Origin of the sequence: Bacillus sp. XT-4 (assembly GCF_050864245.1) — a bacterium.
GTDB classification, from domain to species: domain Bacteria; phylum Bacillota; class Bacilli; order Bacillales; family Bacillaceae; genus Bacillus; species Bacillus altitudinis.
Genome location: NZ_JBPAFI010000006.1, coordinates 182515 through 207507 on the forward strand (window position 1 = coordinate 182515; position 24993 = coordinate 207507).

Annotated in this window: 21 protein-coding genes, 7 tRNA genes and 1 rRNA gene; 6 read left to right on the forward strand and 23 right to left on the reverse strand. The window is 42.6% G+C overall.

Annotated elements, in window-relative coordinates:
* Positions 1-104 precede the first annotated feature (104 nt).
* The 16 genes from ACRRMM_RS16170 to ACRRMM_RS16245 form a co-directional block, all read right to left on the reverse strand.
* Entirely contained in the window at positions 105-869 is a 765-nt protein-coding gene (locus ACRRMM_RS16170; protein WP_428828743.1) for an ABC transporter permease, read from the reverse strand.
* On the reverse strand, positions 866-1783 hold the full coding sequence (locus tag ACRRMM_RS16175) for an ATP-binding cassette domain-containing protein (RefSeq protein ID WP_432450877.1): 918 nt from the start codon (positions 1781-1783) through the stop codon (positions 866-868). Before ACRRMM_RS16175 ends, ACRRMM_RS16170 begins: the two co-directional genes overlap by 4 nt.
* A gap of 14 nt (positions 1784-1797) precedes the next feature.
* Entirely contained in the window at positions 1798-1989 is a 192-nt protein-coding gene (locus tag ACRRMM_RS16180; protein ID WP_003217265.1) for a PLD nuclease N-terminal domain-containing protein, read from the reverse strand.
* 159 nt (positions 1990-2148) lie between these two features.
* Positions 2149-2505, reverse strand: a complete 357-nt coding sequence (locus tag ACRRMM_RS16185; RefSeq protein WP_046527276.1) for a DUF2200 domain-containing protein — start codon at positions 2503-2505, stop codon at positions 2149-2151.
* Positions 2506-2986: 481 nt separating this feature from the next.
* Positions 2987-4789: a glutamine--fructose-6-phosphate transaminase (isomerizing) gene (glmS, locus tag ACRRMM_RS16190; protein ID WP_008360582.1), complete on the reverse strand. Its 1803-nt coding sequence runs from the start codon at positions 4787-4789 to the stop codon at positions 2987-2989.
* 579 nt (positions 4790-5368) lie between these two features.
* Positions 5369-6715, reverse strand: a complete 1347-nt coding sequence (gene glmM / locus ACRRMM_RS16195; protein WP_007498543.1) for a phosphoglucosamine mutase — start codon at positions 6713-6715, stop codon at positions 5369-5371.
* Between the two features lie 25 nt (positions 6716-6740).
* Positions 6741-8147, reverse strand: coding sequence for a CdaR family protein (locus tag ACRRMM_RS16200; RefSeq protein ID WP_035390676.1), 1407 nt, complete (start codon positions 8145-8147; stop codon positions 6741-6743).
* Entirely contained in the window at positions 8140-8961 is an 822-nt protein-coding gene (gene cdaA / locus ACRRMM_RS16205) for a diadenylate cyclase CdaA (protein ID WP_008344027.1), read from the reverse strand. Before cdaA ends, ACRRMM_RS16200 begins: the two co-directional genes overlap by 8 nt.
* Positions 8962-9165: 204 nt before the next feature.
* A complete protein-coding gene (rsiW, locus tag ACRRMM_RS16210) occupies positions 9166-9792 on the reverse strand; it encodes an anti-sigma-W factor RsiW (RefSeq protein WP_008344028.1) in 627 nt (208 codons plus the stop codon).
* Positions 9793-9806: 14 nt separating this feature from the next.
* Positions 9807-10370, reverse strand: coding sequence for an RNA polymerase sigma factor SigW (gene sigW, locus ACRRMM_RS16215; protein ID WP_007498553.1), 564 nt, complete (start codon positions 10368-10370; stop codon positions 9807-9809).
* Between the two features lie 185 nt (positions 10371-10555).
* Positions 10556-11467, reverse strand: a complete 912-nt coding sequence (rocF, locus tag ACRRMM_RS16220; protein WP_098681036.1) for an arginase — start codon at positions 11465-11467, stop codon at positions 10556-10558.
* A 137-nt stretch (positions 11468-11604) separates the two neighbouring features.
* A tRNA-Gln gene (locus ACRRMM_RS16225) sits at positions 11605-11676 on the reverse strand.
* A 4-nt stretch (positions 11677-11680) separates the two neighbouring features.
* Positions 11681-11765: transfer RNA gene (locus ACRRMM_RS16230), tRNA-Tyr, on the reverse strand.
* 28 nt (positions 11766-11793) lie between these two features.
* Positions 11794-11866 (reverse strand) — tRNA-Thr (locus ACRRMM_RS16235).
* Positions 11867-11869: 3 nt separating this feature from the next.
* Positions 11870-11945, reverse strand: a tRNA-Val gene (locus tag ACRRMM_RS16240).
* A gap of 6 nt (positions 11946-11951) precedes the next feature.
* Positions 11952-12026, reverse strand: a tRNA-Glu gene (locus ACRRMM_RS16245).
* Positions 12027-12246: 220 nt separating this feature from the next.
* Between ACRRMM_RS16245 and murQ the strand changes: the two genes are divergently transcribed.
* The 6 genes from murQ to ACRRMM_RS16275 are packed head-to-tail and all read left to right on the forward strand — an operon-like array spanning position 12247 to position 19976.
* A complete protein-coding gene (murQ, locus tag ACRRMM_RS16250) occupies positions 12247-13158 on the forward strand; it encodes an N-acetylmuramic acid 6-phosphate etherase (protein ID WP_007498556.1) in 912 nt (303 codons plus the stop codon).
* A gap of 12 nt (positions 13159-13170) precedes the next feature.
* A complete protein-coding gene (locus ACRRMM_RS16255; RefSeq protein ID WP_146271255.1) occupies positions 13171-14040 on the forward strand; it encodes a MurR/RpiR family transcriptional regulator in 870 nt (289 codons plus the stop codon).
* On the forward strand, positions 14037-15416 hold the full coding sequence (locus ACRRMM_RS16260; protein ID WP_017358875.1) for a PTS transporter subunit EIIC: 1380 nt from the start codon (positions 14037-14039) through the stop codon (positions 15414-15416). Before ACRRMM_RS16255 ends, ACRRMM_RS16260 begins: the two co-directional genes overlap by 4 nt.
* Positions 15417-15428: 12 nt before the next feature.
* Positions 15429-16784, forward strand: coding sequence for a penicillin binding protein PBP4B (pbp4b, locus tag ACRRMM_RS16265; RefSeq protein WP_017358874.1), 1356 nt, complete (start codon positions 15429-15431; stop codon positions 16782-16784).
* Positions 16785-16797: 13 nt separating this feature from the next.
* Complete coding sequence (locus tag ACRRMM_RS16270; RefSeq protein ID WP_017366473.1) at positions 16798-18717, forward strand: glycoside hydrolase family 3 protein; 1920 nt, start codon at positions 16798-16800, stop codon at positions 18715-18717.
* A gap of 50 nt (positions 18718-18767) precedes the next feature.
* Positions 18768-19976: an exo-beta-N-acetylmuramidase NamZ family protein gene (locus ACRRMM_RS16275; RefSeq protein ID WP_412778916.1), complete on the forward strand. Its 1209-nt coding sequence runs from the start codon at positions 18768-18770 to the stop codon at positions 19974-19976.
* A 38-nt stretch (positions 19977-20014) separates the two neighbouring features.
* On the opposite strand, the gene ACRRMM_RS16280 is transcribed toward ACRRMM_RS16275, so the two are convergent.
* The 7 genes from ACRRMM_RS16280 to rrf form a co-directional block, all read right to left on the reverse strand.
* On the reverse strand, positions 20015-20980 hold the full coding sequence (locus ACRRMM_RS16280) for a bile acid:sodium symporter family protein (protein WP_024719110.1): 966 nt from the start codon (positions 20978-20980) through the stop codon (positions 20015-20017).
* Positions 20981-21041: 61 nt separating this feature from the next.
* Positions 21042-22481 carry a SulP family inorganic anion transporter gene (locus tag ACRRMM_RS16285; protein ID WP_056703684.1) on the reverse strand — a complete coding sequence of 480 codons (1440 nt, stop codon included), beginning with the start codon at positions 22479-22481 and terminating at the stop codon, positions 21042-21044.
* A gap of 337 nt (positions 22482-22818) precedes the next feature.
* Positions 22819-23784 carry a flagellin Hag gene (hag, locus tag ACRRMM_RS16290; protein WP_017358869.1) on the reverse strand — a complete coding sequence of 322 codons (966 nt, stop codon included), beginning with the start codon at positions 23782-23784 and terminating at the stop codon, positions 22819-22821.
* 49 nt (positions 23785-23833) lie between these two features.
* The gene (locus ACRRMM_RS16295) at positions 23834-23956 is read right to left on the reverse strand and encodes a hypothetical protein (RefSeq protein ID WP_017358868.1); all 123 of its coding nucleotides are present in this window, start codon (positions 23954-23956) and stop codon (positions 23834-23836) included.
* A gap of 772 nt (positions 23957-24728) precedes the next feature.
* Positions 24729-24801, reverse strand: a tRNA-Thr gene (locus ACRRMM_RS16300).
* A 1-nt stretch (position 24802) separates the two neighbouring features.
* A tRNA-Asn gene (locus ACRRMM_RS16305) sits at positions 24803-24877 on the reverse strand.
* Positions 24878-24920: 43 nt separating this feature from the next.
* Positions 24921-24993, reverse strand: a 5S ribosomal RNA gene (gene rrf / locus ACRRMM_RS16310); the annotation flags it as partial.

Below are 24993 nucleotides of genomic sequence, written 5' to 3' on the forward strand. Positions count from 1 at the left end.
TATTTCAACATCCAAATCATGATAATATGCATTTATGTCTTATTTTTTACTTACTAAATATATAAAAAACCCTTTAGATTTTCATATCCAAAGGGTACACCATGCTATAATTCTTGTTTTCTAAAAAGAAACCATCCGATGAGAAAAAAGAAACCAATCAATACCGATACACCTAGAAAGCTTGTAAGTGCCTGATCCGAATAAGTCCCTCTATGAATCATCTCCTCAGCCGCACTTGTGACGCCTTTAGGTGCAAACTTCCCTAATGTATCCTCATAAAACGAAGGAACGGTAAACAGGATGAGGTTGAGCAAAAGGGAAACGCCGCCCGCAGTCACTGAGCGCTTAAAGAAAGCCGATGCACAAATGGTCGACACCACAATGAGCAGTAGGTTTGGATAATACAAAAGCGTTCCTTTTAACACATCGCCCCAAGCCACATGCCCAAATTGGATGTCCACATAATAAACGGAAGCAAGCACCGCCACTATCAAACTAAACAAAGTTAAACAGGCATAGGCACATATTTTTGAGGCATAATAACTCATTCGACTGATCGGTTTCACCATAATCATCGCCGTCACCCCAGAGGCACGCTCTCCAGCAATCGTCCCCATCACGATCATAATGAGGATAAACACGCCGAGCGAATCAAATTTACTCAATGCACTGGCTAAAGCCTCTCCAGCACTAGGCTCTGGTATATAAAATGTAGACCCTTCAGGTAAATTAGCCGATTTCGATAAAAGATCCGGCAGCATTTTGAGCGTAATAGGCTGCGTAATCATTAAAATCGTGAAAATGATCGGCACAAATAAGATTTTATAACTAGTGAATAACTCCCTAAATTCCTTTTTCAACATCATCATGCCGTCACAACCTTCATAAAAATATCTTCAAGTGTCAGCTTAGATAGTCGATAATGGAGAAGAACACCGCCAGTTTCAGTAATGAGAGCCGGCAGTTCCTTCAATGCCGTTTGTTGATTGTTGACTCGCACCTGATAAGCGTCTCCTGTTTCCATGCATTCCTCCACCCAATCCCGTTCTTTTAACAAAGCCACTAGTTTCGTATTCTGTTGTTCTAATTGAAATTCAATCACGGGCTGGATATAGTCTTCTTTGAGCTGTTTCATCGAAGAGGACATTTCAATTTTGCCGCTGTTGATCATGATAATATGATCAGCCACACGTTCAATGTCATCTAAAATATGGGTCGACATAAAGATCAGCATCTCATGCTTTAGACGCTCAATCAAAGTCAGGACGTCTTTTCTCCCCATGGGATCAAGTGCCGACACAGGTTCATCTAGTATGAGGACCTTCGGGCTGTTGATCAATGCCTGCGCAATGGCAAGTCTCTGCTTCATCCCTCCGCTGTAGCTGCCAATGGCACGATCCTTCGCCTCGTATATGCGGCAAAGCTTCAACAATTCATCTGTTTTGGAACGAATGGTGTGTTTCTCTAAATGAAATAACCCGCCAACCCAATGCATCCATTCCTGCCCCGTCATATCCTGATAAAATGCAGGCTGCTGCGGACAGTACCCCATCACCTGACTGATTTGATCCATGTCCTTTTCGACATCAAAACCTGCCACCTTCACAACGCCAGACGTAGGACGAGCAAGCCCCGTCAAAATCCGGATCGTCGTTGTCTTCCCCGCTCCATTGGCTCCTAAAAAACCAACACATCCAACCTCCCCAACAGAAAACGAAACATCTTTTAACACTTCATGTCGTCCATACGATTTCGTCAGCCCGTGACACTCCAACATATTCAAGCGAATCCCCCCTACTAAGATTGTTTACGACCAAAAATGAAATACGCAATAGGACCGGCACTCGCCACAAACACAATCACCAAAGCCCACACCCACTTCACCTCTCCCCTGATTCTAGATGGATCTCTTTTAAGCAAATCAAACAAACCAATCACCATCAAAATTGCTTGCAGCAAAATAAGAGGTAAAATCATCTTCATGTCCATCACGCCACTCCCTTTCCAAACGCCAATTTGTTTTGGTATTACTTCTTTTGACGACATGAAGAGAGAATTCGTTCAAATGGATTTTATTTTTATTGGTCGAATGGTCTATAAATATAAAAAAGCCCAGTGAAGGTTATTCACTGGGCTCGCTTGTGATAATCATGACGAAGCTCGCAAAATCTTTTCCATTTTCTTTCCCTTGGCTAACTCATCAATCAGCTTATCTAGATACCGAATATTTTTCATCGTTTCTTCCTCAATGTCCTCTACCCGTACACCACAGATGACTCCTTTGATTAAACTTCGGGAAGGATGAAGCTCAGGAGCCTCAGCAAAAAAGGCTTCAACGTCTATCTGCTTGTCCAACTGTTGCTGTAACTCTGCTGGACTGTACCCCGTCAACCAACAAATAATCGTATCAACCTCAGCCTTCGTTCGTCCTTTTCTCTCTGCCTTTGCGATGTAGAGAGGATAGACCTTTGCAAAGCTCATTGTGTAAATTTTAGGTTTGGTCATGTATCTGCTCTCTTTCTTCGTTAAATATTTAAACTGTCACGCTTTCTCAAGGGGCCGCTCTCTCATTATGCACTTAGTATAATGTGTTAAAAATATAACTTATAAACGATGATATATGCCTTTATTATTTCTTTCATCTTTTTTGAAAGCTCTATATTTAAGAAATTGAACAATACAAAATCCAAGGAATACACCTATTGGTCCTCCACTTGAGACAGGACCACCAATTAAACAATAAGAAATGATAAACAATGCAATATAACCAATGAAGAAAAAAACAATTCCCCATTTTTCTTTTTTTACGTATCGAATAAAAATAATATTTCCCCCTAAGAATATTTATCATAATAGCAACATGGAAATAGTATCTATCAATCAAAGTTCAGCTTAAATCTTTCAACTGCTAGTTCTATTGACACAAAAATACCCCTTTAGACAATTATATCTAAAGGGGTATCAAAAATCCGATTTTATTTAATCCCTACTCCACCGTCACACTCTTCGCAAGGTTACGTGGTTTATCCACATCACACCCGCGGTGAAGGGCTGCGTAGTAAGCGATTAGCTGTAATGGAACAACAGATGCAAGTGGTGCAAGTGCTGGGTGTACAGCTGGAAGGACGAAACGGTCGCCTTCGTCTTCTAGGCCTTTTAGTGAGATGACACATGGGTTTGCACCACGTGCAACGACTTCTTTGACGTTACCACGAATGCTGAGGTTCACGTGCTCTTGCGTGGCAAGGGCAATGACCGGTGTGCCTTCTTCAATTAAAGCAATGGTGCCGTGTTTGAGTTCTCCGCCAGCAAAGCCTTCTGCTTGGATGTAAGAGATCTCTTTTAGTTTGAGTGAACCTTCAAGGCACACATAGTAGTCAAGTCCTCTTCCGATAAAGAATGCGTTACGTGTCACTGTGAAGAAATCACGAGCGATTTGTTCCATTTCATCCTTTTGATCGACAAGGGCTTCCATTGCGTTTGCTACAATCCCAAGCTCTTTCACAAGATCAAAGTCAAGAGATTGACCATTTAATTCAGCTGCAACGGATGCAAGGATCGCAAGAACAGCAATTTGCGCTGTGTAGGCTTTTGTTGAAGCCACTGCGATTTCTGGTCCTGCATGAAGAAGCAATGTGAAGTCTGCTTCACGAGAAAGCGTAGATCCTGGTACGTTTGTGATCGTTAATGCTTTATGACCAAGTTCTTTGACTTGAACAAGTACAGCACGGCTGTCCGCAGTCTCCCCAGATTGAGAAAGGAAGATGAACAACGGTTTTTTCGATAGAAGCGGCATGTTGTAAGAAAATTCACTTGCTACATGGACTTCTACAGGTACTTTCGCCCAGTCTTCAATGTATTGTTTACCAACAAGTCCAGCATGGTAGCTCGTTCCGCAAGCCACAATATAGATGCGGTCTGCTTCTGCTACTGCGCTTGCGATATCGCCAGCAACTGACAACTTGCCGTTTTCGTCTTGATATTCTTGGATGATTTTGCGCATCACTAGCGGCTGTTCATCCGTTTCTTTTAACATGTAGTGAGGATATGTGCCTTTCTCAATGTCGCTTGCATCTAGCTCAGCGATATAAGAAGGACGTGTCATGATATCACCGTCAAGGTTTTTAATAATAACCTCGTCTTTAGTAACAATGACCATTTCTTTATCCATTAATTCCGCATATTCGTTTGTTACTTGAAGCATCGCCATTGCGTCAGAAGCCACAACGTTGAAATCTTCGCCGAAACCAACCAATAATGGGCTTTTGTTTTTCGCCACATAGATTGTTTCTTTGTTTTCGTTATCGAAAAGGGCAATTGCGTAAGAGCCTTTTAGTTGAAGAAGCGTTTGACGGAAAGCTTCCTCTGTATCAAGACCTCTATTCACAAATTGTTCGATGACTTGAACAACAACCTCTGTATCTGTGTCGCTTTTTAGTGTGACGTCTTGTAAATATTCGCGTGTCAATTGTACATAGTTCTCGATGACACCGTTATGAACAAGCGTAAAACGGCCAGAAGCACTTTGATGCGGATGCGCATTTAGATGGCTTGGTACACCGTGTGTTGCCCAGCGTGTATGTCCAATTCCTGCTGAAGATGCCACGTTTGCATCAACGACTTCACGAAGCTCAGCGATACGTCCTTTTTCTTTGAACACATGCACGCCTTCTTCGTTTGCCACAGCGATACCTGCTGAGTCATACCCACGGTACTCAAGCTTCTCTAAACCTTTTAATAAGATTTCCTTCGCATCATTCTGACCAATATAACCTACGATTCCACACATAAATATTCTTCCTCCCGATCATGTGAAAGGGACAAAGAAAGCCTACTATAATAGAAGGGACATTTCTTCGTCCCTCTCTACATGTTTAATTTGGGAGATCATGTGTATTCCCTTTGTACAAAGAGTCACCTCTTTGCTTTAAAGAAACACTTACGGCTGTGATCTCTATATTTGATCAGCCGGGAGGCATCCGCCGAAAAATTCGATAACCTCCATCCTCGTCAACTAAGCATCTGTCTCGTTCGATCGCTTAGTTCGGGCGCTATAATTATAAGAGTGGCTGAACATCTACCCTGCCTTTCCTGCTAGAATAAAAATCCAGTAACACAAGGATGATTGTACTATAAGGTCTGACCTCCGTCAATCACAATTTAGCGGGTGATCCCTTTCATGTGAGAAAGTAAGACCTCCCTACACTATATGCGATGAGGCTTGTCACGTTCTACCTTTGATGTGCTCTCTTATGTATGAAAGCAAGCAGCAAATTGCCCTCGCTTATATGATTCGTATAGAACTTTCCTCTTATGACGTTTATTCGAAAAAAAAGCAAACCGCTACTTTGCGATTTGCTTTGATCAATTACTCAATACCCATTTCTTCTTTGACAACAGCCGTAATGCGAGCCACGTATTCATCACACAACTCTTTTGTTTTCGCCTCTGCCATGACACGTACAAGCGGCTCTGTTCCAGATGGACGAACCAGGATGCGTCCGTCACCGTTCATCTCTTTTTCAACCTCTTGGATCACAGCTTTTACTTTTTCATTTTCTTCCACTTTATATTTATCAGATACCTTCACATTCACTAGAAGTTGCGGGAATTTCTCCATTTCAGCTGCAAGCTCTGACAATGTTTTTCCTGTTGCTTTGAGTGTATTCACCAGCATGATTGCTGAAAGCATGCCGTCACCTGTCGTATTATAATCAAGGAAGATCAAGTGGCCTGACTGCTCGCCTCCGACATTATAGCCATCCTTTTTCATCGCTTCGACCACATAGCGGTCACCAACAGCGGTTTGAATGCTCTTAATGCCTTGCTTCTCAAGCGCTTTATAGAAACCCAGGTTACTCATGACCGTTGACACGACCGTGTCATCCTTTAATCGGCCTTCACCCTTTAGATAACGTGCGCATATGTACATAATTTGATCGCCGTCTACAATATCACCTTTTTCATCGACTGCAATTAAGCGGTCGCCGTCGCCATCAAACGCAAGACCAATATCGGCTCCTTTTTCTTTCACAAAAGCAGAAAGTGCCTCTGGATGAGTAGAACCTACGCCATCGTTGATATTCAATCCGTTTGGTGATGTTCCCATTGTTGACACATCTGCATCTAAATCTGCAAATAAATGTGTTGCAAGAGAAGATGTTGCACCATGTGCACAATCAAGCGCTACGTGAATGCCTGTGAAATCCTCGTCCGCTGTCTGCTTCAAGAATTGCAAGTACTTCTGACCGCCTTCAAAGTAGTCATTCACGGTTCCAAGATCGGCTCCCACTGGACGTGGCAATTCATCAACTGGCTGATCCATTAGCTGCTCAATTTCATTTTCCTGTTCATCTGACAGTTTAAAACCATCACCACCGAAAAATTTAATTCCGTTGTCTTGAACTGGGTTATGCGAAGCTGAAATCATGACACCTGCTTCTGCATCCATTGCCTTCGTTAAATAAGACACACCAGGTGTTGAGATCACACCTAAACGCATGACTTCAGCACCAATTGAAAGTAAGCCTGCTACGAGTGCTCCTTCTAACATATGACCAGATACACGCGTGTCTCGTCCAACGAGTACCTTTGGACGTTCTTTATCCTTCGTGAGCACATAGCCGCCAAATCTCCCAATTTTAAATGCGAGCTCTGGCGTTAATTCGCTATTAGCCACACCCCTTACACCATCAGTTCCAAAGTACTTGCCCATGTTTCAATCGCTCCTTTTTTACCATTCAAGAGGACGCTGCGTCCTCTTTATTATCTTCTTTGACCCGCTGTCTTTGACTCGATTCTTTTTTTGCTTTATCTTGTGTTGATTCCTTTTGACTCTTCTCTTCCTGATCATCATCGGATGATTGATCTTTCCGATCATTCGTAGAAGCCGGCTGATCTTCTGTATCAGTAGAAGTCAGTTTCACTTTGACCTTCGATCTAGATAATGTCCATGTCACATTTTGAGGGCCATTCACTTGTACTTTGACCTCATGTGTTCCTTCGTTTAAGTCCCCGACATTGATATAGGCTTCAATATCTGAAGCCTTTAGTTTATCAATTGCACTCTTTGATCCTTTTGCTGTTAGTGTGAGACGCCCAGAAGACGGACTCACAAATGCAGAGCTAAGATCCTTGCTCAGACCCACGACAGAAATTGGGACATTATCGATCTTTTTTTCTTCAGCTGTTGCAACCTTCACTTTGATTTTAACAGTTTCAGGCGATACCTTTTTCACACCATCTGGCAGTGGAATGTCGGCATCAATCTCTGTATCATCTTTAATCTTGCTTAGGTCCAGCTGAACGCCGTCAATAAAATCAAGTGCATCCAGCACCTTTTGAGAACCGTAGACTGTCACCTCACTTGGGCTTGTCTCGATGCTTGAGATACTAATCCCATCTGGCAAGCTGCCCGTCCGCTCAATCTTAAACGGAACTTTCTTGCTTGGACTCGTAATCGGGACCGTAATATCTACCACAGACGGACTCACTTCGACTGGTAGCTCATTCCCACTGCTATCATACACAGTGAGCTTCGCTTCTTTCTCAATTTGCTGATCGACATCCTCTAAGTTCACAAATGCTTTAATGACAGAAATTTTGTCGATCACGTCTTTTGAGCCAGTAACCGTGACATTTTTCGGATTCACAATAGGCTGCTCTGGTGAATAGCCGTCTTTGATTTTATTTTGATTATAAAATTCCGTTTCAACAGGGAATTCAGCTGTCGTTTTTTCTTGTATCGTCACAGTCGTCACAGACGGATTAATCGTTAACGTGATTCCTTTCGATACATCTCTTGCCTTCAATTCGACTTTATGTGTACCTGTCGTCAGGTTTTGCATATCTGCGTAAATTTCAAAATTTTTCGTTTGTCTTGCTGTTTTCACAGCACTAGTTGATCCTTTAATCGTGACATTGACTGTCTGCGGCACACCAGTGACTACATACTTTTCGTCGTCATAATACGCTTTAACAGGAATGTCCGTTAAGGTTGCTTCGTCTGTTGTCGATGTTGGGAAAAAGGATTCACCGATTTTTTTCGGCGTGGGCGCTTGCGCTGAATTAACTGCACCATACAGCAATAAAGCGAAGACCAATGCAAGAAACTTAACGGCCCAGCGATTATTCAAAATCTTATCCATTTTTCTTGCCCCTCCAATACCATTTGGTCGAGGAAGCATCTTTGCTGTTCTTACTAAACTCAGCAATCAGCATTTCTTCAAGCGCTTCTTCTGTCAATTCTCGATGGAGATCACCATTTCTTGCGACACTAATGCCGCCTGTCTCCTCGGAGACGATGACGGTTAAACTGTCCGTTACTTCACTAATACCAACTGCCGCGCGGTGACGTGTACCGAGCTCCTTAGAGATAAAAGGACTTTCAGACAGCGGTAAATAACACGCTGCAGCTGCAATCTCATCACGCTTCATAATCACAGCGCCGTCATGAAGCGGTGTATTCGGAATGAAGATATTAATCAGCAGCTCAGAACTCACCTTTGCATTTAAAGGAATTCCGGTCTCTATGTAATCATTCATCCCAGTATCGCGCTCAATCGTTAACAGCGCGCCTATTCTTCGTTTTGCCATATAGTTAATTGCTTTTGTAATTGCCTCGATCGTTTTCTGCTGCTGTTCCTCTACAGGTGTTCCGCTTCTAGAGAAGAAACGGCCGCGCCCAAGCTGTTCAAGCGCTCTCCTTAGCTCTGGCTGAAAAATAATAATGATCGCAAGGAACCCCCACGTAATCGCTTGATCCATCAGCCATTGAAGTGTGTTAAGACCGAGATACGCACTCCCCATCCTGACGAGAACAATGACGACAATTCCCTTTAAAAGCTGAACCGCTTTTGTTCCGCGGATGACCATCATTAATTTATATATCACATACCAAACAACGAGAATATCAACAGCATTACCGAGGTACTGCAAAAAAGGAATATCCCCTAAAGCCATTTCCTCGTCCTCCAGAATTTTCAGTTATTCTTCGTTCGATTCATTTTTTATAAAAAAAGAGCCTATGTGTAAGTACATAGCGTGGCTATTATACCACATTTTGTTTCAGCAAGGAAAATAGTTGCCATATCTGGCTGGCATTCAAGTCTGTCCATCAATAGAAAAAGAGCAGTCCCCTTAGAGACTGCTCTCAAACTGTTTGATTTACTTTTGCTCCTCTGGACCAATGACCCGCATCACATCTTGTGCTGTAGATTTCATTTTGTACCAAACCCAATCAAACACTTCATTAATTTCATTGATTTGACCAGTGACTTGTCCGGCAGAAGCAGTCAGCTGTTCTCCATTGACGACTGTTACGTTTCCATCAACCTTGCCTTCTACAATCAGCTTGCCATTTTTCACAGTGACATCACCTTTGACGGTTTCCCCTTTAGGTACCGTCACTGTATCATTTTCAACCACGAGATTCGGCTGCTTTGACACACTGAAATTATGATCCGTATTCCAGCTTGTAAACAGACTGCCTCCCATCAATATGACAAAGAGGGCAGCGGCGACCATTAGCGGATGAGCTTTGATCCATCTTTGAATCGACACACGCTTTTTCTCCTTTGGAAGACCTGCCATCACCTTTGCAGTGAAATCAGATGGTGCTTCTATATGAGATGTACTCTGCACGAGCGCGATGGATTTCTCAATTTGTTGAAAATGAGTACGGCATTCCTCACACGATTGCAGATGGCTCTTTAATTCTTTTTCATCTTCGGGCTCTATGTCCCCGTCTAAATACTGATGCATAAGCAGGACGATTTTTTCCTGACAGCTCATCAAAATCACCTCACTCAAAGGTCTCTCAACTGTTTCCGGAGAGCCTCTCTACCCCTGTGTATTCTCGTTTTCACCGTACCAACTGGTATATTCAGAATCTCACTAATTTCTTTTAACGAGAGTTCATCAATATACTTTAATACGATGACCGAGCGATATTTATCGGGTAATCTTAAAATTTTTTGCTGAATGGTGCTCGATAATTCAAGCGACACCACCTCGTCCTCTGGCAAAATGCCGTCAGCCGCAATTTGAGAATACATATTCAGTCCTTCTGTCCCTGCCACCTCTGCATCTAAATAATAATCCGGCTTTTTTTTACGAATACGGTCGATGGTCAGGTTGGTTGCAATGCGGTACAGCCACGTGGAAAACTTACGATTCACATCAAAGCTCTCAATATTCACATAGGCACGAATAAACGCCTCCTGCGCAATATCTTCTGCTTCATGTGCATTCCCAAGCATACGGTAGCACAGCTGATAAATTTTGTCTTTATACAGGTCTACGATGTCTGCAAATGCGTTCTGGTCGCCTTTTTTCACTTGCTTAATTCTCTTTTTAATCATTGTTTCCATAGTATATTCAACCTCTGCCTTCACCGGTCTTTATGTATACGAACCTCGTTCCAAAAGGTTTCATTCTCCTCTAAAAAATAGTGTAACAAATTTTTGACAGCATGTTACGCTTATCAGCCGGTAAAAACCTTAACATATCCTTAAATTTCCCCAAAATTAAAAAAAGAACGGGAACAAGTCCCGCTCTATAATAGCTTTTCACCCATTAAAGAACCAATTAATGCAACTGCCGCTTCTGCTGTTTTATTTTTCTCATCTAATACCGGATTCACCTCAACAAACTCAGCAGAAGTCAAAATACCTGCTTCCTCTAAAAGCTCCATTGCTAGATGACTCTCCCTATAACTGATGCCGCCAGCAACCGGCGTTCCCACGCCAGGGCACTCCGCTGGATCAAGGCCGTCTAAATCAAGCGACAAATGCACACCATCTGTTCTTTCTTTTAAATACGCAATGGCTTCCTCCATTACTCTCGTCATCCCTAATCGATCTATTTCATGCATCGTATACACTTTAATGCCTTTTTCTTTAATCAATGCCCGCTCTCCTTCATCTAAAGAACGAGCACCGATCAAGATCACATTCTCAGGCTTTACTTTAGGTGTATAACCGCCGATATTGATTAGATCATCATGCCCAAAGCCGAGACTGACAGCAAGTGGCATCCCATGAATATTTCCAGAAGGAGAGGTTTCCTCTGTATTTAAATCACCATGCGCATCATACCAAATGACACCCAAACTTTTATAATGCTTGGCTACACCGGCTAGTGTACCAATTGCAATGCTATGATCCCCGCCTAAAATCAGCGGAAACGAACCTGACTGCACAATACTGCTAACCTTTTCAGCAAGAAGCTGGTTCGCGCCAGCATTCTCCGTTAAGTTTTTCAGTTTTTCACTTGTATAGAGACCTTTCTCATCATCTCTTTGCTCAACGGGAATATCCCCTAGATCCTCGACATCAAATGAAAGCGATTCCAATTTTTCTTTTACACCAGCACAGCGAATGGCACTCGGCCCCATATCAACGCCCCTTCTCATTTGACCGAGATCCATCGGCACCCCAACAATCGTGACCTTCTTTTGATCTCCCATATGTACATCCCCTTTCCGTTCATGCTTATATTTTACTTTCTCGGTGCCTTCTGACTCAACTCAACAATATTTTGAATAGTTATACATTCCAATCGTCAAAATAAAAAAAAGACACCTTTTTAAAAAAGGTGTCTTAACTGGGCTAGCTGGATTCGAACCAACGCATGACGGAGTCAAAGTCCGTTGCCTTACCGCTTGGCTATAGCCCAAAAATGGTGGAGGGGGGCGGATTCGAACCGCCGAACCCGGAGGGAGCGGATTTACAGTCCGCCGCGTTTAGCCACTTCGCTACCCCTCCACATATGGAATTGATAAAAGAAAAACAGTGCCGGCAAGAGGACTTGAACCCCCAACCTACTGATTACAAGTCAGTTGCTCTACCAGTTGAGCTACACCGGCATATGGTGGAGGATGACGGGCTCGAACCGCCGACCCTCTGCTTGTAAGGCAGATGCTCTCCCAGCTGAGCTAATCCTCCACATGATGGTGACCCGTACGGGATTCGAACCCGTGTTACCGCCGTGAAAGGGCGGTGTCTTAACCGCTTGACCAACGGGCCAGTTTGTCAAGTTTACTGTTTCCGTGAAGCTGACAAAAGTTATTATATACAGGTTGTCCCCCTTTTGTAAAGGGGATTTTTATTTTTTTTATTTTCTAACTATTCAACCCTCATCAGCACAACATTTTGACTGAAATATAATTTCAGTATTTAAATATAATATTGAAATTTCATGTCATACTCAATATACTGAAAATGAAGAAATAAGGAGGTATGTCACATGCAGCCATCTCAACTGCGTTCTTTGACAACAGAATCAAGAAACCCTAACACCATGGGAATTTCACAAGCAAGCCCGCTAGAAATGCTCCAAATGATAAATGAGGAAGATATGAAGGTCGCTCAAGCCGTCAACCGTGTCCTTCCAGACGTAAAGACAGCAAGTGACTTTGCCTTTGAATCCATCTCGAATGGGGGCAGACTCATTTATCTAGGCGCTGGAACAAGTGGCAGAATTGGGGTAATGGATGCGGTCGAATGTCCACCTACCTATAGCATTTCACCTGATGTCATCGTAGGCATCATGGCCGGTGGCGACTCTGCCTTTTCACATGCAGCAGAAGATGTGGAAGACAGTGAAGAAGCTGGTCAAAAAGATTTAGAACACATCCACCTGACATCAAAAGATACGGTTGTCGGCATCGCGGCGAGCGGTAGAACCCCCTATATCATTGGCGCTTTAAACTATGCTAGAACCATTGGAGCAAAAACAGTAGCCCTCAGCTGCAATGAACAAGCAGAGATTAGCGAACTGGCAGACTGCGCCATTGAAGTCGTCGTAGGACCAGAAGCCATCACTGGGTCAACACGAATGAAAGCCGCATCCGCTCATAAAATGATTTTAAATATGCTTTCCACCTCTGTCATGATCAGACAAGGCAAAGTATATGAAAACCTGATGGTAGATGTAAAAGTAAGCAATCATAAACTGAAAGAACGCGCCATCACCATCATTCAGCATGTGACCAATGCTTCCTACGAACAAGCCGTAAAAGCCCTTGAAGCAGCCGATTTAGAAGTTAAAACAGCCATCGTCATGCTCCAAACCAAAACAGATAAAAAGACAGCCAAAGACCTGCTCAACAAAGCAGATGGTCACATCGACAAAGCCATCTTACGTCATCAATCTTAAAGGAGGAAACTCATGTCAGCAGGCGGACTCACCCTACTACACACAATGAAATCAAAGCTTCCCCAATCTGAAAAAATCATTGCAGACTATATCCTTGCCCATCCTGACAAAGTCATTAAAAACACAGTGCATGAAATCAGTCAGGCTGCCGGTGCAAGCAGCTCTGCCGTCATCCGCCTCTGTAAGTCTCTCGGGCTGGATGGCTATCACGATTTGAAAATGCGGATCGCTGGAGACTTAATGCACACTGATAAACAAGGCTACCGGGATATCGAACAAGATGAACCACTTCAATCCATTATTCAAAAGACAGCAGGAAACACCATTCAATCGATCAAAGATACAGCCTCTATTTTAAATGTAGAAGCTTTAGAAAAAGCTGTTCAACTGCTGCTGAATGCAAACCAAATCCATTTTATCGGTGTGGGTGCATCTGGCATCGTCGCAGCTGATGCCCAGCAGAAATTTCTCAGAATCAATTATGCAGCCACTGCCTTCACTGACATGCACATCGCATCTACGGTCATCGCAAATGCTGGAAAGAATGACATTGTGTTCGGTATATCCTTTTCAGGAGAAACGTTAGACATCATCCAAGCCCTTCAGCTCGCAAAAGAAAATGAAGTAAAAACCATTGCTTTAACGCATCCAGGGCATACAAGCGTTTCTGCATTGTGTGATGTTCATCTATCAACGTCCGGTTCCAATGAAGCGCCTTTTCGCAGTGCTGCCACTTCCTCTAGAATGGCACAGCTCTATTTAATCGATGTCTTGTTCCTCAGTTTAGCCTCTCGTCAATATGAACAGACGGCACAATATATTGACAAAACAAGGCATGCCATCCGCTCCATGAAACGAAAAACAAAGGGGGATTCAACATGAGTCATCAAAAGAAATATCAGCAGTTGGCGAAAGACATCCTTTCACTCTGTGGTGGTTCTGAAAACATTTCTTCCCACACACATTGTATGACACGTCTCCGTATTACACCCATTGATCGTGAAAAAGTGCAAACCACCGCGATCAAAGAACTCGATGGCGTCATTGGCGTCGTCGAAGCGGAAACACTGCAAATCATTTTAGGCACAGGTGTTGTCAACCAAGTATCAAGTGCGTTTGAACAGCTGCTCAATGCCTCAGGTTCATATGACTTAAACAACGAAGCACAGAAAAACAAACAAGCCATTTCACAAAAGAACCGCACACCATTCAAACTGTTCTTACGGCGGATCGCCAGCATTTTCATTCCCATTATTCCAGCACTCGTTGCATCGGGTCTTATAACAGGTATTACAAAAGCGGTCGTGCAAGCAGGCTGGCTCGATGAAAAATCTCAAGCTGCGATTATCCTAACCGTTATAGGCTCAGGCTTGTTTGCTTATCTCGGTATATTAGTAGGAACAAACGCCGCAAAAGAATTTGGTGGCTCTCCTGCATTAGGCGCATTAGCAGGTATTCTCATCATTAACCCAGCTGCCGCTGATATTATGTTATTTGGCACTAATATTCTACCAGGTAGAGGCGGACTTATCGGTGTTCTTCTTGCAGCTATTTTTATGGCACTTGTTGAAACCCGGATCAGACGCTTCGTCCCGCAATCACTCGATATCATCGTCACACCAACCATCACACTACTCATTACAGGCATTTTCACGTACGTTATCTTCATGCCAGTCGGCGGATTTATATCTGATGCCATCACCTCTGGACTTACTTATCTATTAAACATTGGCGGTATTTTTGCCGGATTTGTTCTTGGTGCGACCTTCCTTCCTCTTGTTGTCACTGGACTTCACCAAGGCCTAACACCTATTCATATGGAACTGATTAATTCAATTGGAGATGACCCGCTTCTGCCAATCCTCGCTATGGGAGGCGCAGGACAGGTCGGTGCTGCCTTTGCCATTTATATGAAAACAAAAAAGAAAAAGCTGAAAAGAGCCATTGCAGGCGGACTTCCTTCAGGAATGCTTGGAATTGGAGAACCGCTCATTTTCGGTGTCACACTCCCGCTTGGAAGACCCTTCCTCACTGCTTGTCTAGGCGCTGGAATCGGCGGAGCATTTCAAGCCTATTTCCAAATCGCCACTAAAGCAATCGGGGTATCAGGTCTCCCATTAACCTTTATCGTTCACACACATCAAATGCTACTTTACTTAATAGGACTCTTCATTGCATATGTCGCTGGATTTATCTTCACATACTTATTCGGATTTCATGATGATATGGCTGTTGAATTCGAGGAAAATAAGCAATAGGAGGTCTAGCTCTTGAAGAAATATTTTCTCATCATCACAAGTCTGTTCATGCTCCTTGGGTTACCAGTACAAACATTTGCAACTAGCTCCCATCCTGTATCGTCTTTGTCTAAAACAGCACCTGAAGAATATCCCGTCTTAAAAAAAGCAAAACGACCGGAACAAGTAGGTTTTTCTTCTAGGCAGCTTAGGAAGGTTGATCACATGATTCAAAACGATATCAACGCAGGATTTCCAGGGGCAGCACTCATCATTATCAAGGATGGTCAGGTCGTCCATCAAAAAGCTTATGGCTACAGACAAAAATATAAAGGGGCAACAGAACTCAAATTCTATAAGAAAATGAAAAAGAACACACTGTTCGATTTGGCATCCAATACAAAAATGTATGCCACCAACTATGCCCTGCAAAAGCTAGTATATGAACAAAAACTAGATGTAAATGAAAAAATACAAACCATCCTGCCAGACTTTCAAGATGAACCAGATGCAAAGGTAACCGGCAAAGATCAGCTTCGAGTCAAGGATCTTCTCACCCATTCTGCCGGACTGCCTTCCAGTGTTTTATTTTATAGCAAAGAGCAAGCGGGCTCTTTTTTCTCTCAAGATAGACAAACAACCATGAAATGGCTACCAAAGGTGCCTCTGCAATACAAGCCAGGCACTCAGCATATTTATAGTGATATTGATTACATGCTGTTAGGCATGATCATTGAGAAAAAAACCGGTATGCCACTTGATCAATATGTAGAGTCGACGATTTATCGACCGCTTGGTCTAAAACATACCATGTTCAATCCGCTGAAAAAGGGATTCAAGCCAAAGCATTTTGCAGCAACCGAGCGTCTAGGCAATACACGCGACGGCGTCATTGATTTTGAAAACATTCGCAGGTATACCTTGCTAGGTGAAGTCCACGATGAGAAAGCCTATTACTCAATGGCAGGTGTCTCCGGACATGCTGGACTTTTCTCTAATACATCAGATATGGCCGTACTGCTTCAACTGATGCTCAATAAAGGAGGCTATGGGAAAACAACCATCTTTGACCAAGCTTCTATCGATCTCTTTACGGAATCATCAGACACGAACCCAACTTACGGGCTAGGCTGGCGGAAAAACGGCAATACTGACATGGAATGGATGTTTGGAAAATACGCAAGTAAAGAAGCGTATGGACACACAGGCTGGACCGGAACGATGACTTTGATTGATCCAAAACACAATCTAGGCGTCGTCTTGCTGACAAATAAAAAACATTCACCCGTCGTTTCACCTGAAGTCAACCCAAATCAATTTGAAGGTGACCTTTTCCCAACTGGTACTTATGGAAGCATCATGACCGCAATCTACGAATCTTTTAAGTAAAAGGAGGAATTCGATGTTAAAAGCTCTGTTCCCCGCTGCACTCGTTTTGGCCCTGCTCACCTCTTCCATTCCAACGGAAAAGGTGAGCTCCGCCCCTCTCCCAACTGCCAAACAAATGGTTCAGGACATGTCCTTGGATGAAAAAATTGGCCAAATGCTCATGCCAGACTTTCGCAATTGGCAAGCAGAAGGTGCATCCGCTCCTACAGGCTTCACAAAAATGAATAAAGAAGTCTCTCACCTTGTAGAGAAATATCATTTAGGCGGTGTCATCTTATTTGCAGAAAATGTCGTTGATACGAAACAAACCGTCAAACTCACACATGAATTTCAACAAGCATCACCCAACATTCCTTTACTCATTTCCATTGATCAAGAAGGCGGAATCGTCACAAGACTACAAAAGGGAACACATTTCCCAGGAAATATGTCGATTGGTGCCTCTCGAAGTAAGAAAAATGCTTATGACACTGGTAAAATCATCGGCAAAGAATTAAACGCTCTAGGTATCAATACAAATTTCTCTCCTGTTCTTGATGTAAATAATAACCCGAATAACCCCGTCATTGGTGTCCGTTCCTTTAGCTCTGACCCTGAACTTGTCACAAGACTTGGTCTGCAAACCATGAAAGGACTTCAAAAGGAAAAGACCATTTCCACATTAAAGCATTTCCCGGGACATGGTGATACAGCTGTTGATAGTCACTACGGTCTTCCGCTTGTCGAACATGATCTAGATCGTCTTAAAAAGGTGGAGCTGTATCCATTTCAACAAGCAATCAACGCAGGGGCAGATATGGTCATGACTGCTCATGTTCAATTCCCAGCCATTGATGACACAACGTATAAAAGCAAAAAAGATGGCGAGGACATTATGGTTCCAGCGACCTTATCAAAAAAAGTCATCACAAATTTATTAAAAGAAGACATGGGCTTTCAAGGAGTGGTTGTAACAGACGCCCTCAATATGAAAGCGATTGCAGATAACTTCGGACAGGAAGAAGCTGTGGTAATGGCTATTAAAGCAGGCGTCGACATTGCCCTCATGCCAGCACCTGTCACGTCCTTAAAGACAGAAAAAAACCTAGAGAATGTGTTCAATGCTTTAAAAAGAGCAGTTCTCACAAAAGAAATCCCGATATCTCAGATCAATCAATCTGTCGAAAAAATCCTTCAATTAAAGATCAAACGCGGCATCATTTCCGCCAATAAATCAGTAAGCCTTGAGAAGAAAATCAAAAAAGCCACACAGCTCGTTGGTCAAAAGTCGCACCGAAAAGCAGAACAAAAAATGGCACGTGAAGGAATCACTCTCCTTAAAAACAACGACAAAACCTTGCCTTTTAAGTCTAAAAAGAATGACAAAATCGTACTCATGGCACCGTACGAAGATCAAACAAAAGCAATGTCCGTCACAATTGAATCACTAATCAAACAAAAAAAGATCAAACCTGTGCGTATCCAATCATACGCATTTGCAGATAAGAGCTTCTCCAAAGAAACAGCCAAACTCATTCAAGATGCTGACTATGTCATTACCGGCTCTTACGTTGTCCAAAATGACCCGGCTGTGAATGATGGCGTCATTGATGACGGTGTACAGGATCCGAAAAAATGGGCAACGGCCTTCCCTCGTGCTGTCATGAAAGAAGCAGCAGCACAAAACAAAAAATTGGTCATCATGAGTCTCCGAAACCCTTATGATGCGGCAAATTTTGAAGAAGCCGATGCCTTACTAGCTGTGTACGGTTTTAAAGGGTACTCAAACGGACAATTCAATCAACCGAATATTCCTGCGGGACTAGAAGTGATTTTTGGAGCGGCCTCACCTAAAGGGAAATTACCCGTCGCTATCCCATCAGTCACTCATCCTAATCAAACCCTTTACCCATTTGGCTATGGACTCAATTTAAAAGGAAAACAGATCAAATAGGAGGGATTCTCTTGAAAAAGACAGCAAGCTTGATACTCGCTAGCATTCTCATGATCAGCACATTGACCGCCGCCTCCCCCGCAGATTCAGAACGAACAGATACAAAAGGAAAAAAAGCAACAGTCAAAACAGGTATCGAAACATTACTCTCAAGTAACCTCTCTTGGCTTAAAGGGAAAAAAGTAGGGCTTATTACGAATCCTACAGGCATTGATGCAAACATGAAAAGCAGTGTCGATCTGCTATTTGAACACCCCAATATTAAACTGACTGCCTTGTATGGGCCTGAACATGGCGTGCGCGGTGATGCACAAGCAGGAGAAGGCGTCGAATCGTATACTGACGAAAAAACAGGCCTGCCTGTTTACTCTCTTTATGGAAAAACAAGAAAGCCAACTCCTGAAATGCTCAAAAATGTAGATGTCCTGCTATTTGATATTCAAGACGTTGGTACTCGTTATTACACCTATATTTACACGATGGCGTATGCAATGGAAGCAGCTAAGGAAAACAACATTCCATTTGTTGTCTTAGATCGTCCAAACCCAATAGGCGGGCTAAAAGTAGAAGGACCTGTATTAGAGCCAGAACACGCCTCTTTTGTAGGTCTCTATCCCATCCCATTAAGACATGGGATGACGACTGGAGAACTTGCATACATGTTTAACAAAGAGTTTCATATCAACGCTGATGTAAAAGTGATCAAAATGAAACATTGGAAACGATCCATGACGTTCGATGACACGAAGCTGCCATTCGTCCTCCCTTCACCTAACATGCCAACCGTTGACAGTACCTTTGTTTACCCAGCAACAGGATTAATCGAAGGCACAAACGTTTCTGAAGGCAGAGGAACAACAAAACCGTTCGAACTCATTGGCGCTCCATATATCAATAGCAATGAGATAGCAGACCATTTAAATGGGTTAAAACTAAAAGGCGTTCAATTTAGACCTGTCTCATTTACCCCTACCTTTTCAAAACATGCTGGGACTTTGTCTCACGGGGTACAGCTTTATGTCACAGACCGAAAATCATTCGAAGCAGTCAAAACAGGTCTATCCATCATCAAAGCAATTCATGACTTGTATCCTAATGACTTTCAATTCCTACAAACAGGCAGCTTTGATAAACTCATCGGGAATAGCTGGATCAAAGAAGAAATCAATAAAGGCACTTCCATCAAACACATCATGAAACAATACCACCATGACATAAAGACATTCGAAAAGAAACGGAAGAAATACCTCATCTATTAATTGCAAAAAAGCCTCCACCTTAAAGGATGGAGGTTTTTTCATGATAAAGACTTAGTCACAGCAGGTACTTTCAGCTCGAAACGATGAAGTAAAAAGCCAAACAAGGCTGCAAGCACTTGCTGAAACAGCATGCCAATCACAACAGGAACAGCAACAGCAGGCGGGAAAAAGCTAATGGCAAGCACAGCACCCGCGCTAATGTTCCGCATACCGCCCGTATACACAATCGCCACAATTTCTCCTTGGGTACATTTCATCGCCTTTCCAATCAACCACGCAAACGCATACCCACTCATCGCAATGAAAAAGACAGTCGCTGCTTTGCTAAAAAACGCCGCATCCAGTTCACGCAAATATGGGGCGACAACAGAACTGTTAATCGATACGACAACAAACAAGCCTAATTTTGAAAAAGGAGCCAAGGTCTGACTCATTGCTTTTGTCACCGATGGCTTTGCATACTGACGAACGAGCATCCCTAATATAGATGGAAGCACCACCATACCAAACAGCCCCTTCATGATCGCCGCCATGTCCATATGGACCTGTGTACCAACGAAGATTGACAAGCTTACTGGCACAATCAATGGCGAAAGCAATGTATCAATTAATATGATAGATAACGTTAACCCCACATTCCCTTTATACATTGCCGCCCATATTAAACTAGACACACCTGTCGGAATCACCATCGCAAGCGTCAAACCGGTGATCGTCATAGCATCACCTGCAAATATCAAATGCCCCGCCGACCATGCATAAAGGGGCATCAGCACATGCAAAATCATAAACGATAAAATCAAAGGCAATGGATGCATCACCGTATGTTTTAAAGCTGAAAAAGTAGATGACAAGCTCCCTGAAAATGTCATCACAGCAAACACCCAAGGCACCAAAAAGGTGAAATCTTTTAAATACGCCGCCAATAATACACCAAGTAGCACGCTGACAGGCGTAATGAGCGGCATCATCCGGCCGAGCACCTGATTCAAACGGACAAGCATGCCGGCCACCTCCATCCTTCACTTTCTTCCTTGTTCTATTGTAACAAACAGAACAGTCTCTTTAAGATCCGATCACTTGTTTCATCAGTTTTTGACTAGACGTATCCATTCCAACTACGTCCACTTCTACACCAGCTGTACGATATTTTCCCTTCACACGTTCAATTGCGGCCACACCTGATTCGTCCCATATACGCGCTTCAGACAAATCAATCACAACCGTGTTCAGGTCGTTTCCATGATGGAAGGCTTGAATCAATTCAGTCACGGAAGCAAAGAAAATTTGACCCTTAATTCGGTAAACCCATGTACCAGCTTGGCTTTCTGTAGAGGTAATATGCAGTTTTGATATTTTAGCCACAAAGAATACGGCACTAAGCAGCACCCCTGCAAAAACACCCTTGGATAAATCATGAGTGAACACCACCGTCACGACCGTGACAAGCATCACAAGAGAATCTGTTTTTGGGTTCTTTTTCAGCTGCTGGAATGAACTCCAATCAAAGGTACCAATAGAAACCATGATCATGACAGCAACAAGAGCAGCCATTGGAATTTGAACAACCACATCACCAAGCACAAAAATCAATACCATTAAAAATGCACCAGCCACAAAGGTAGAAAGCCGGCCTCGTCCCCCTGCCTTTGTATTAATCACAGATTGACCAATCATCGCACAGCCAGCCATACCGCCAAAAAATCCTGCCACCACATTGGCAATTCCTTGGCCTCTCGCTTCCTTATTTTTACGACTAGACGTTTCCGTCATATCATCTACAATTTGTGCTGTTAATAAAGATTCAAGTAAACCAACCATCGCAAGTGCTAAGGAATAAGGAAAAATGATAGCAAGTGTTTCCCAGCTAAACGGTACATTGGGAATAAGAAAAGTTGGCAAAGAGCTAGGAAGCTCTCCCATGTCTCCAACCGTTCTGACATCAATATGCCCAAATACAGCAATCATCGTCATCACAATAATTGCAATAAGTGGAGAGGGAATAACTTTTGTGACCATCGGCAATACATAAATGATCAACAATGCTCCACCTGTCATGACATACATAGCCATGGATTCCCCAACGAAATGCGGCAGCTGTGCCATGAAGATCATAATTGCCAATGCATTAACAAAACCAACCATCACAGACCTCGGAATAAATTTCATCAGACGAGAAACACGACACATTCCAAACACAATTTGAATCAGGCCTGTTAAAATCGTAGCCGCAAACAAGTACTGCAATCCATGATCGGCTACCAAATTAACCATAACCAGAGCCATAGCCCCTGTAGCGGCCGAAATCATACCTGGCCGTCCACCAACAAACGAAATGACAATGGCAATACAAAACGAAGCATACAACCCAATCTTTGGATCAACGCCCGCAATAATCGAAAACGCAATCGCCTCAGGAATTAAAGCCAGAGCCACTAAAATACCCGCCAGCACATCCTGACGCACATATCCAAACCATTCTTGCTTTACAAATAAATCTTTCAAACCATCTACTCCTTTTTATATACATACCGTACAAGGAAAAAGAAGGCGAATAAAACCCGGAGATACAGAAAGGAACAAACAATAACCATTCAATTTCGGGGAAAAAGAGGAACGTACAGAGTCTTTTGTTAGAGAGGATTATCTTCACTTTAGTAAGAATATAAGAAAGGAACTAAGGAATCAAGCACAAAAAGAAGGAATGTATAGAAAATTGATACAAGGCTTACTTACCAATCGATTTATTCCATTCATGAGTCTATTGTCTATTTGTCACTGAGCATGTCCAACATTTAAAACAAACAACAAAAGCCCCTATATAAAAGGGGCTTTTGGTTGATTAACGTAATAATTGAAGTACATTTTGCGGCTGTTGATTCGCTTGTGCAAGCATAGCTTGAGACGCTTGAGAAAGAATGTTGTTCTTTGTGAACTCACTCATTTCTTTCGCCATGTCAACGTCACGAATACGAGACTCAGCAGCAGTTAAGTTTTCAGCAGATGCACCCAAGTTGTTAATCGTGTGCTCTAGACGGTTTTGCACTGCACCAAGTTTTCCACGTTGAGCAGATACTTGGTTAATAGCTGCATCAACAATACTTAGTTGAGTATCAAAACCAACGTCAGTAGCATCTGCTGCATTATCAGCAAACTTTCTTACATCGATGTCTTTAATCGCTTGATTCGCTACAATTCCATTAGCACCTTTCACTCCCAATGCATCTGTACTCATTTTATCAATATGAACTGAGATTTGTTGAGTTGCATTAGCACCGATTTGGAACACTAAAGCATTACCACTTGCTGGAACTGCAGGTGTACCTGTATCTGGATCATCTGGATCTGTCGGCGGAATTGCTGGTGTTCCTGGGGTTCCTTTAAACGAACCATCTAATAATTTTTTACCGTTAAACTCTGTACGATTTGAAATTCCATCTACTTCTTCTTGTAAAGCTTTAATTTCATCTTGGATAGATTGAAGGTCAGACTCTTTATCCTGTGTACCAGTATTTCCAGCTTGAACGACTAGTTCACGAACACGTTGAAGGATTGAGTGAGTTTCAGTCAATGCCCCCTCAGCTGTTTGGATAAGAGAGATACCGTCCTGTGCGTTTTTTGAAGCCATTTCTAATCCGCGGATTTGTCCACGCATTTTTTCAGAGATTGCAAGACCTGCTGCGTCATCTCCTGCACGGTTGATTTTAAGACCAGAAGAAAGCTTCTCCATGTTCTTTTGGCTCGCACCGTTGTTAGCAGATAAACGGTTCAGTGTGTTAAGTGCCGCGATATTGTGGTTAATTCTCATTTCCTATTACCTCCATGTAATTTTTTTCGAGCTTGTCTACAAAGTCCATTTAGATGAGAAGCTCTTCCTTAGAATTTCCGATTTCTAAGGCATGTGTACAGTAATAATGCAGATCACCTTTTGGCTCTCTAACTTTACTACTATCTGCAACACCAGTTATGGCAATAATCATGAAAACTCCTTCTATTAATACTCACCATAACAATGAGTAGCGTGTTACCTACTATAGACAGACCTACCACATATTTTAGTTTGTGGAAATTGTTTATTTCACAAATTCGACACATTTAAAATGCATAAAAGGAAGATGAAATTCTATCAACTACATTTTCAGGAGGAGAAACATAATTAGTGTAAAATTGTGTGGAAACAATACTTTTTCATATACCTAGAATCACTCGATAAAGTAACAGAGAAAAGAAAAAGGATTTTGAGATAAGGATTCACTTCAAAAAAAGAACGTTGAAAAATAACATCAAAAAAGCCCCTGTTCTCTATGATCAGAGGCTTTACCTTTTTCACTTTTTCAATGCTTTTTGAAGAGCTGCTTTTATCTTCGAACCGTTCCATCTTTTATGTGGCACAACGTTGACCAATGGAATGCCTTGCTCTGTCATCAACTAGACGAATTAGCATTGTACGTTCTCAACTACCTTTTTATATTTAAATAAATAGTGGGAGCGATTCGCAAAAAAGCACGATATAAGAAAATTCATTTGCATGATATGCGTCACACTCATGCTACTATGCTAATAAATCAAATCGGCAAAATATCTGGGTTTAATATCAAATCTGTCTATCATCGTTTAGGTTATGCAGAAGCTATATCAAACTTATTGCAAATTCGATAATGCGTCCCCATTGCGTCCCCCAGCAATTAAAAAAGACATAAAAAAAAGCCTTCTCATCATCGAGAAACCTTGTCAGAACAATATTTAGAGGAAAGCTTCCAAGCGGGCTCGAACCGCTGACCTCTTCCTTACCATGGAAGTGCTCTACCTACTGAGCTATGGAAGCATGGCTCCGCAGGTAGGACTCGAACCTACGACCGATCGGTTAACAGCCGATAGCTCTACCACTGAGCTACTGCGGAATGGATAAAGTAACTTCTTCCATTGGAAGGATATAAACAAAAAGCTTGGCGGCGTCCTACTCTCACAGGGGGAAACCCCCAACTACCATCGGCGCTGAAGAGCTTAACTTCCGTGT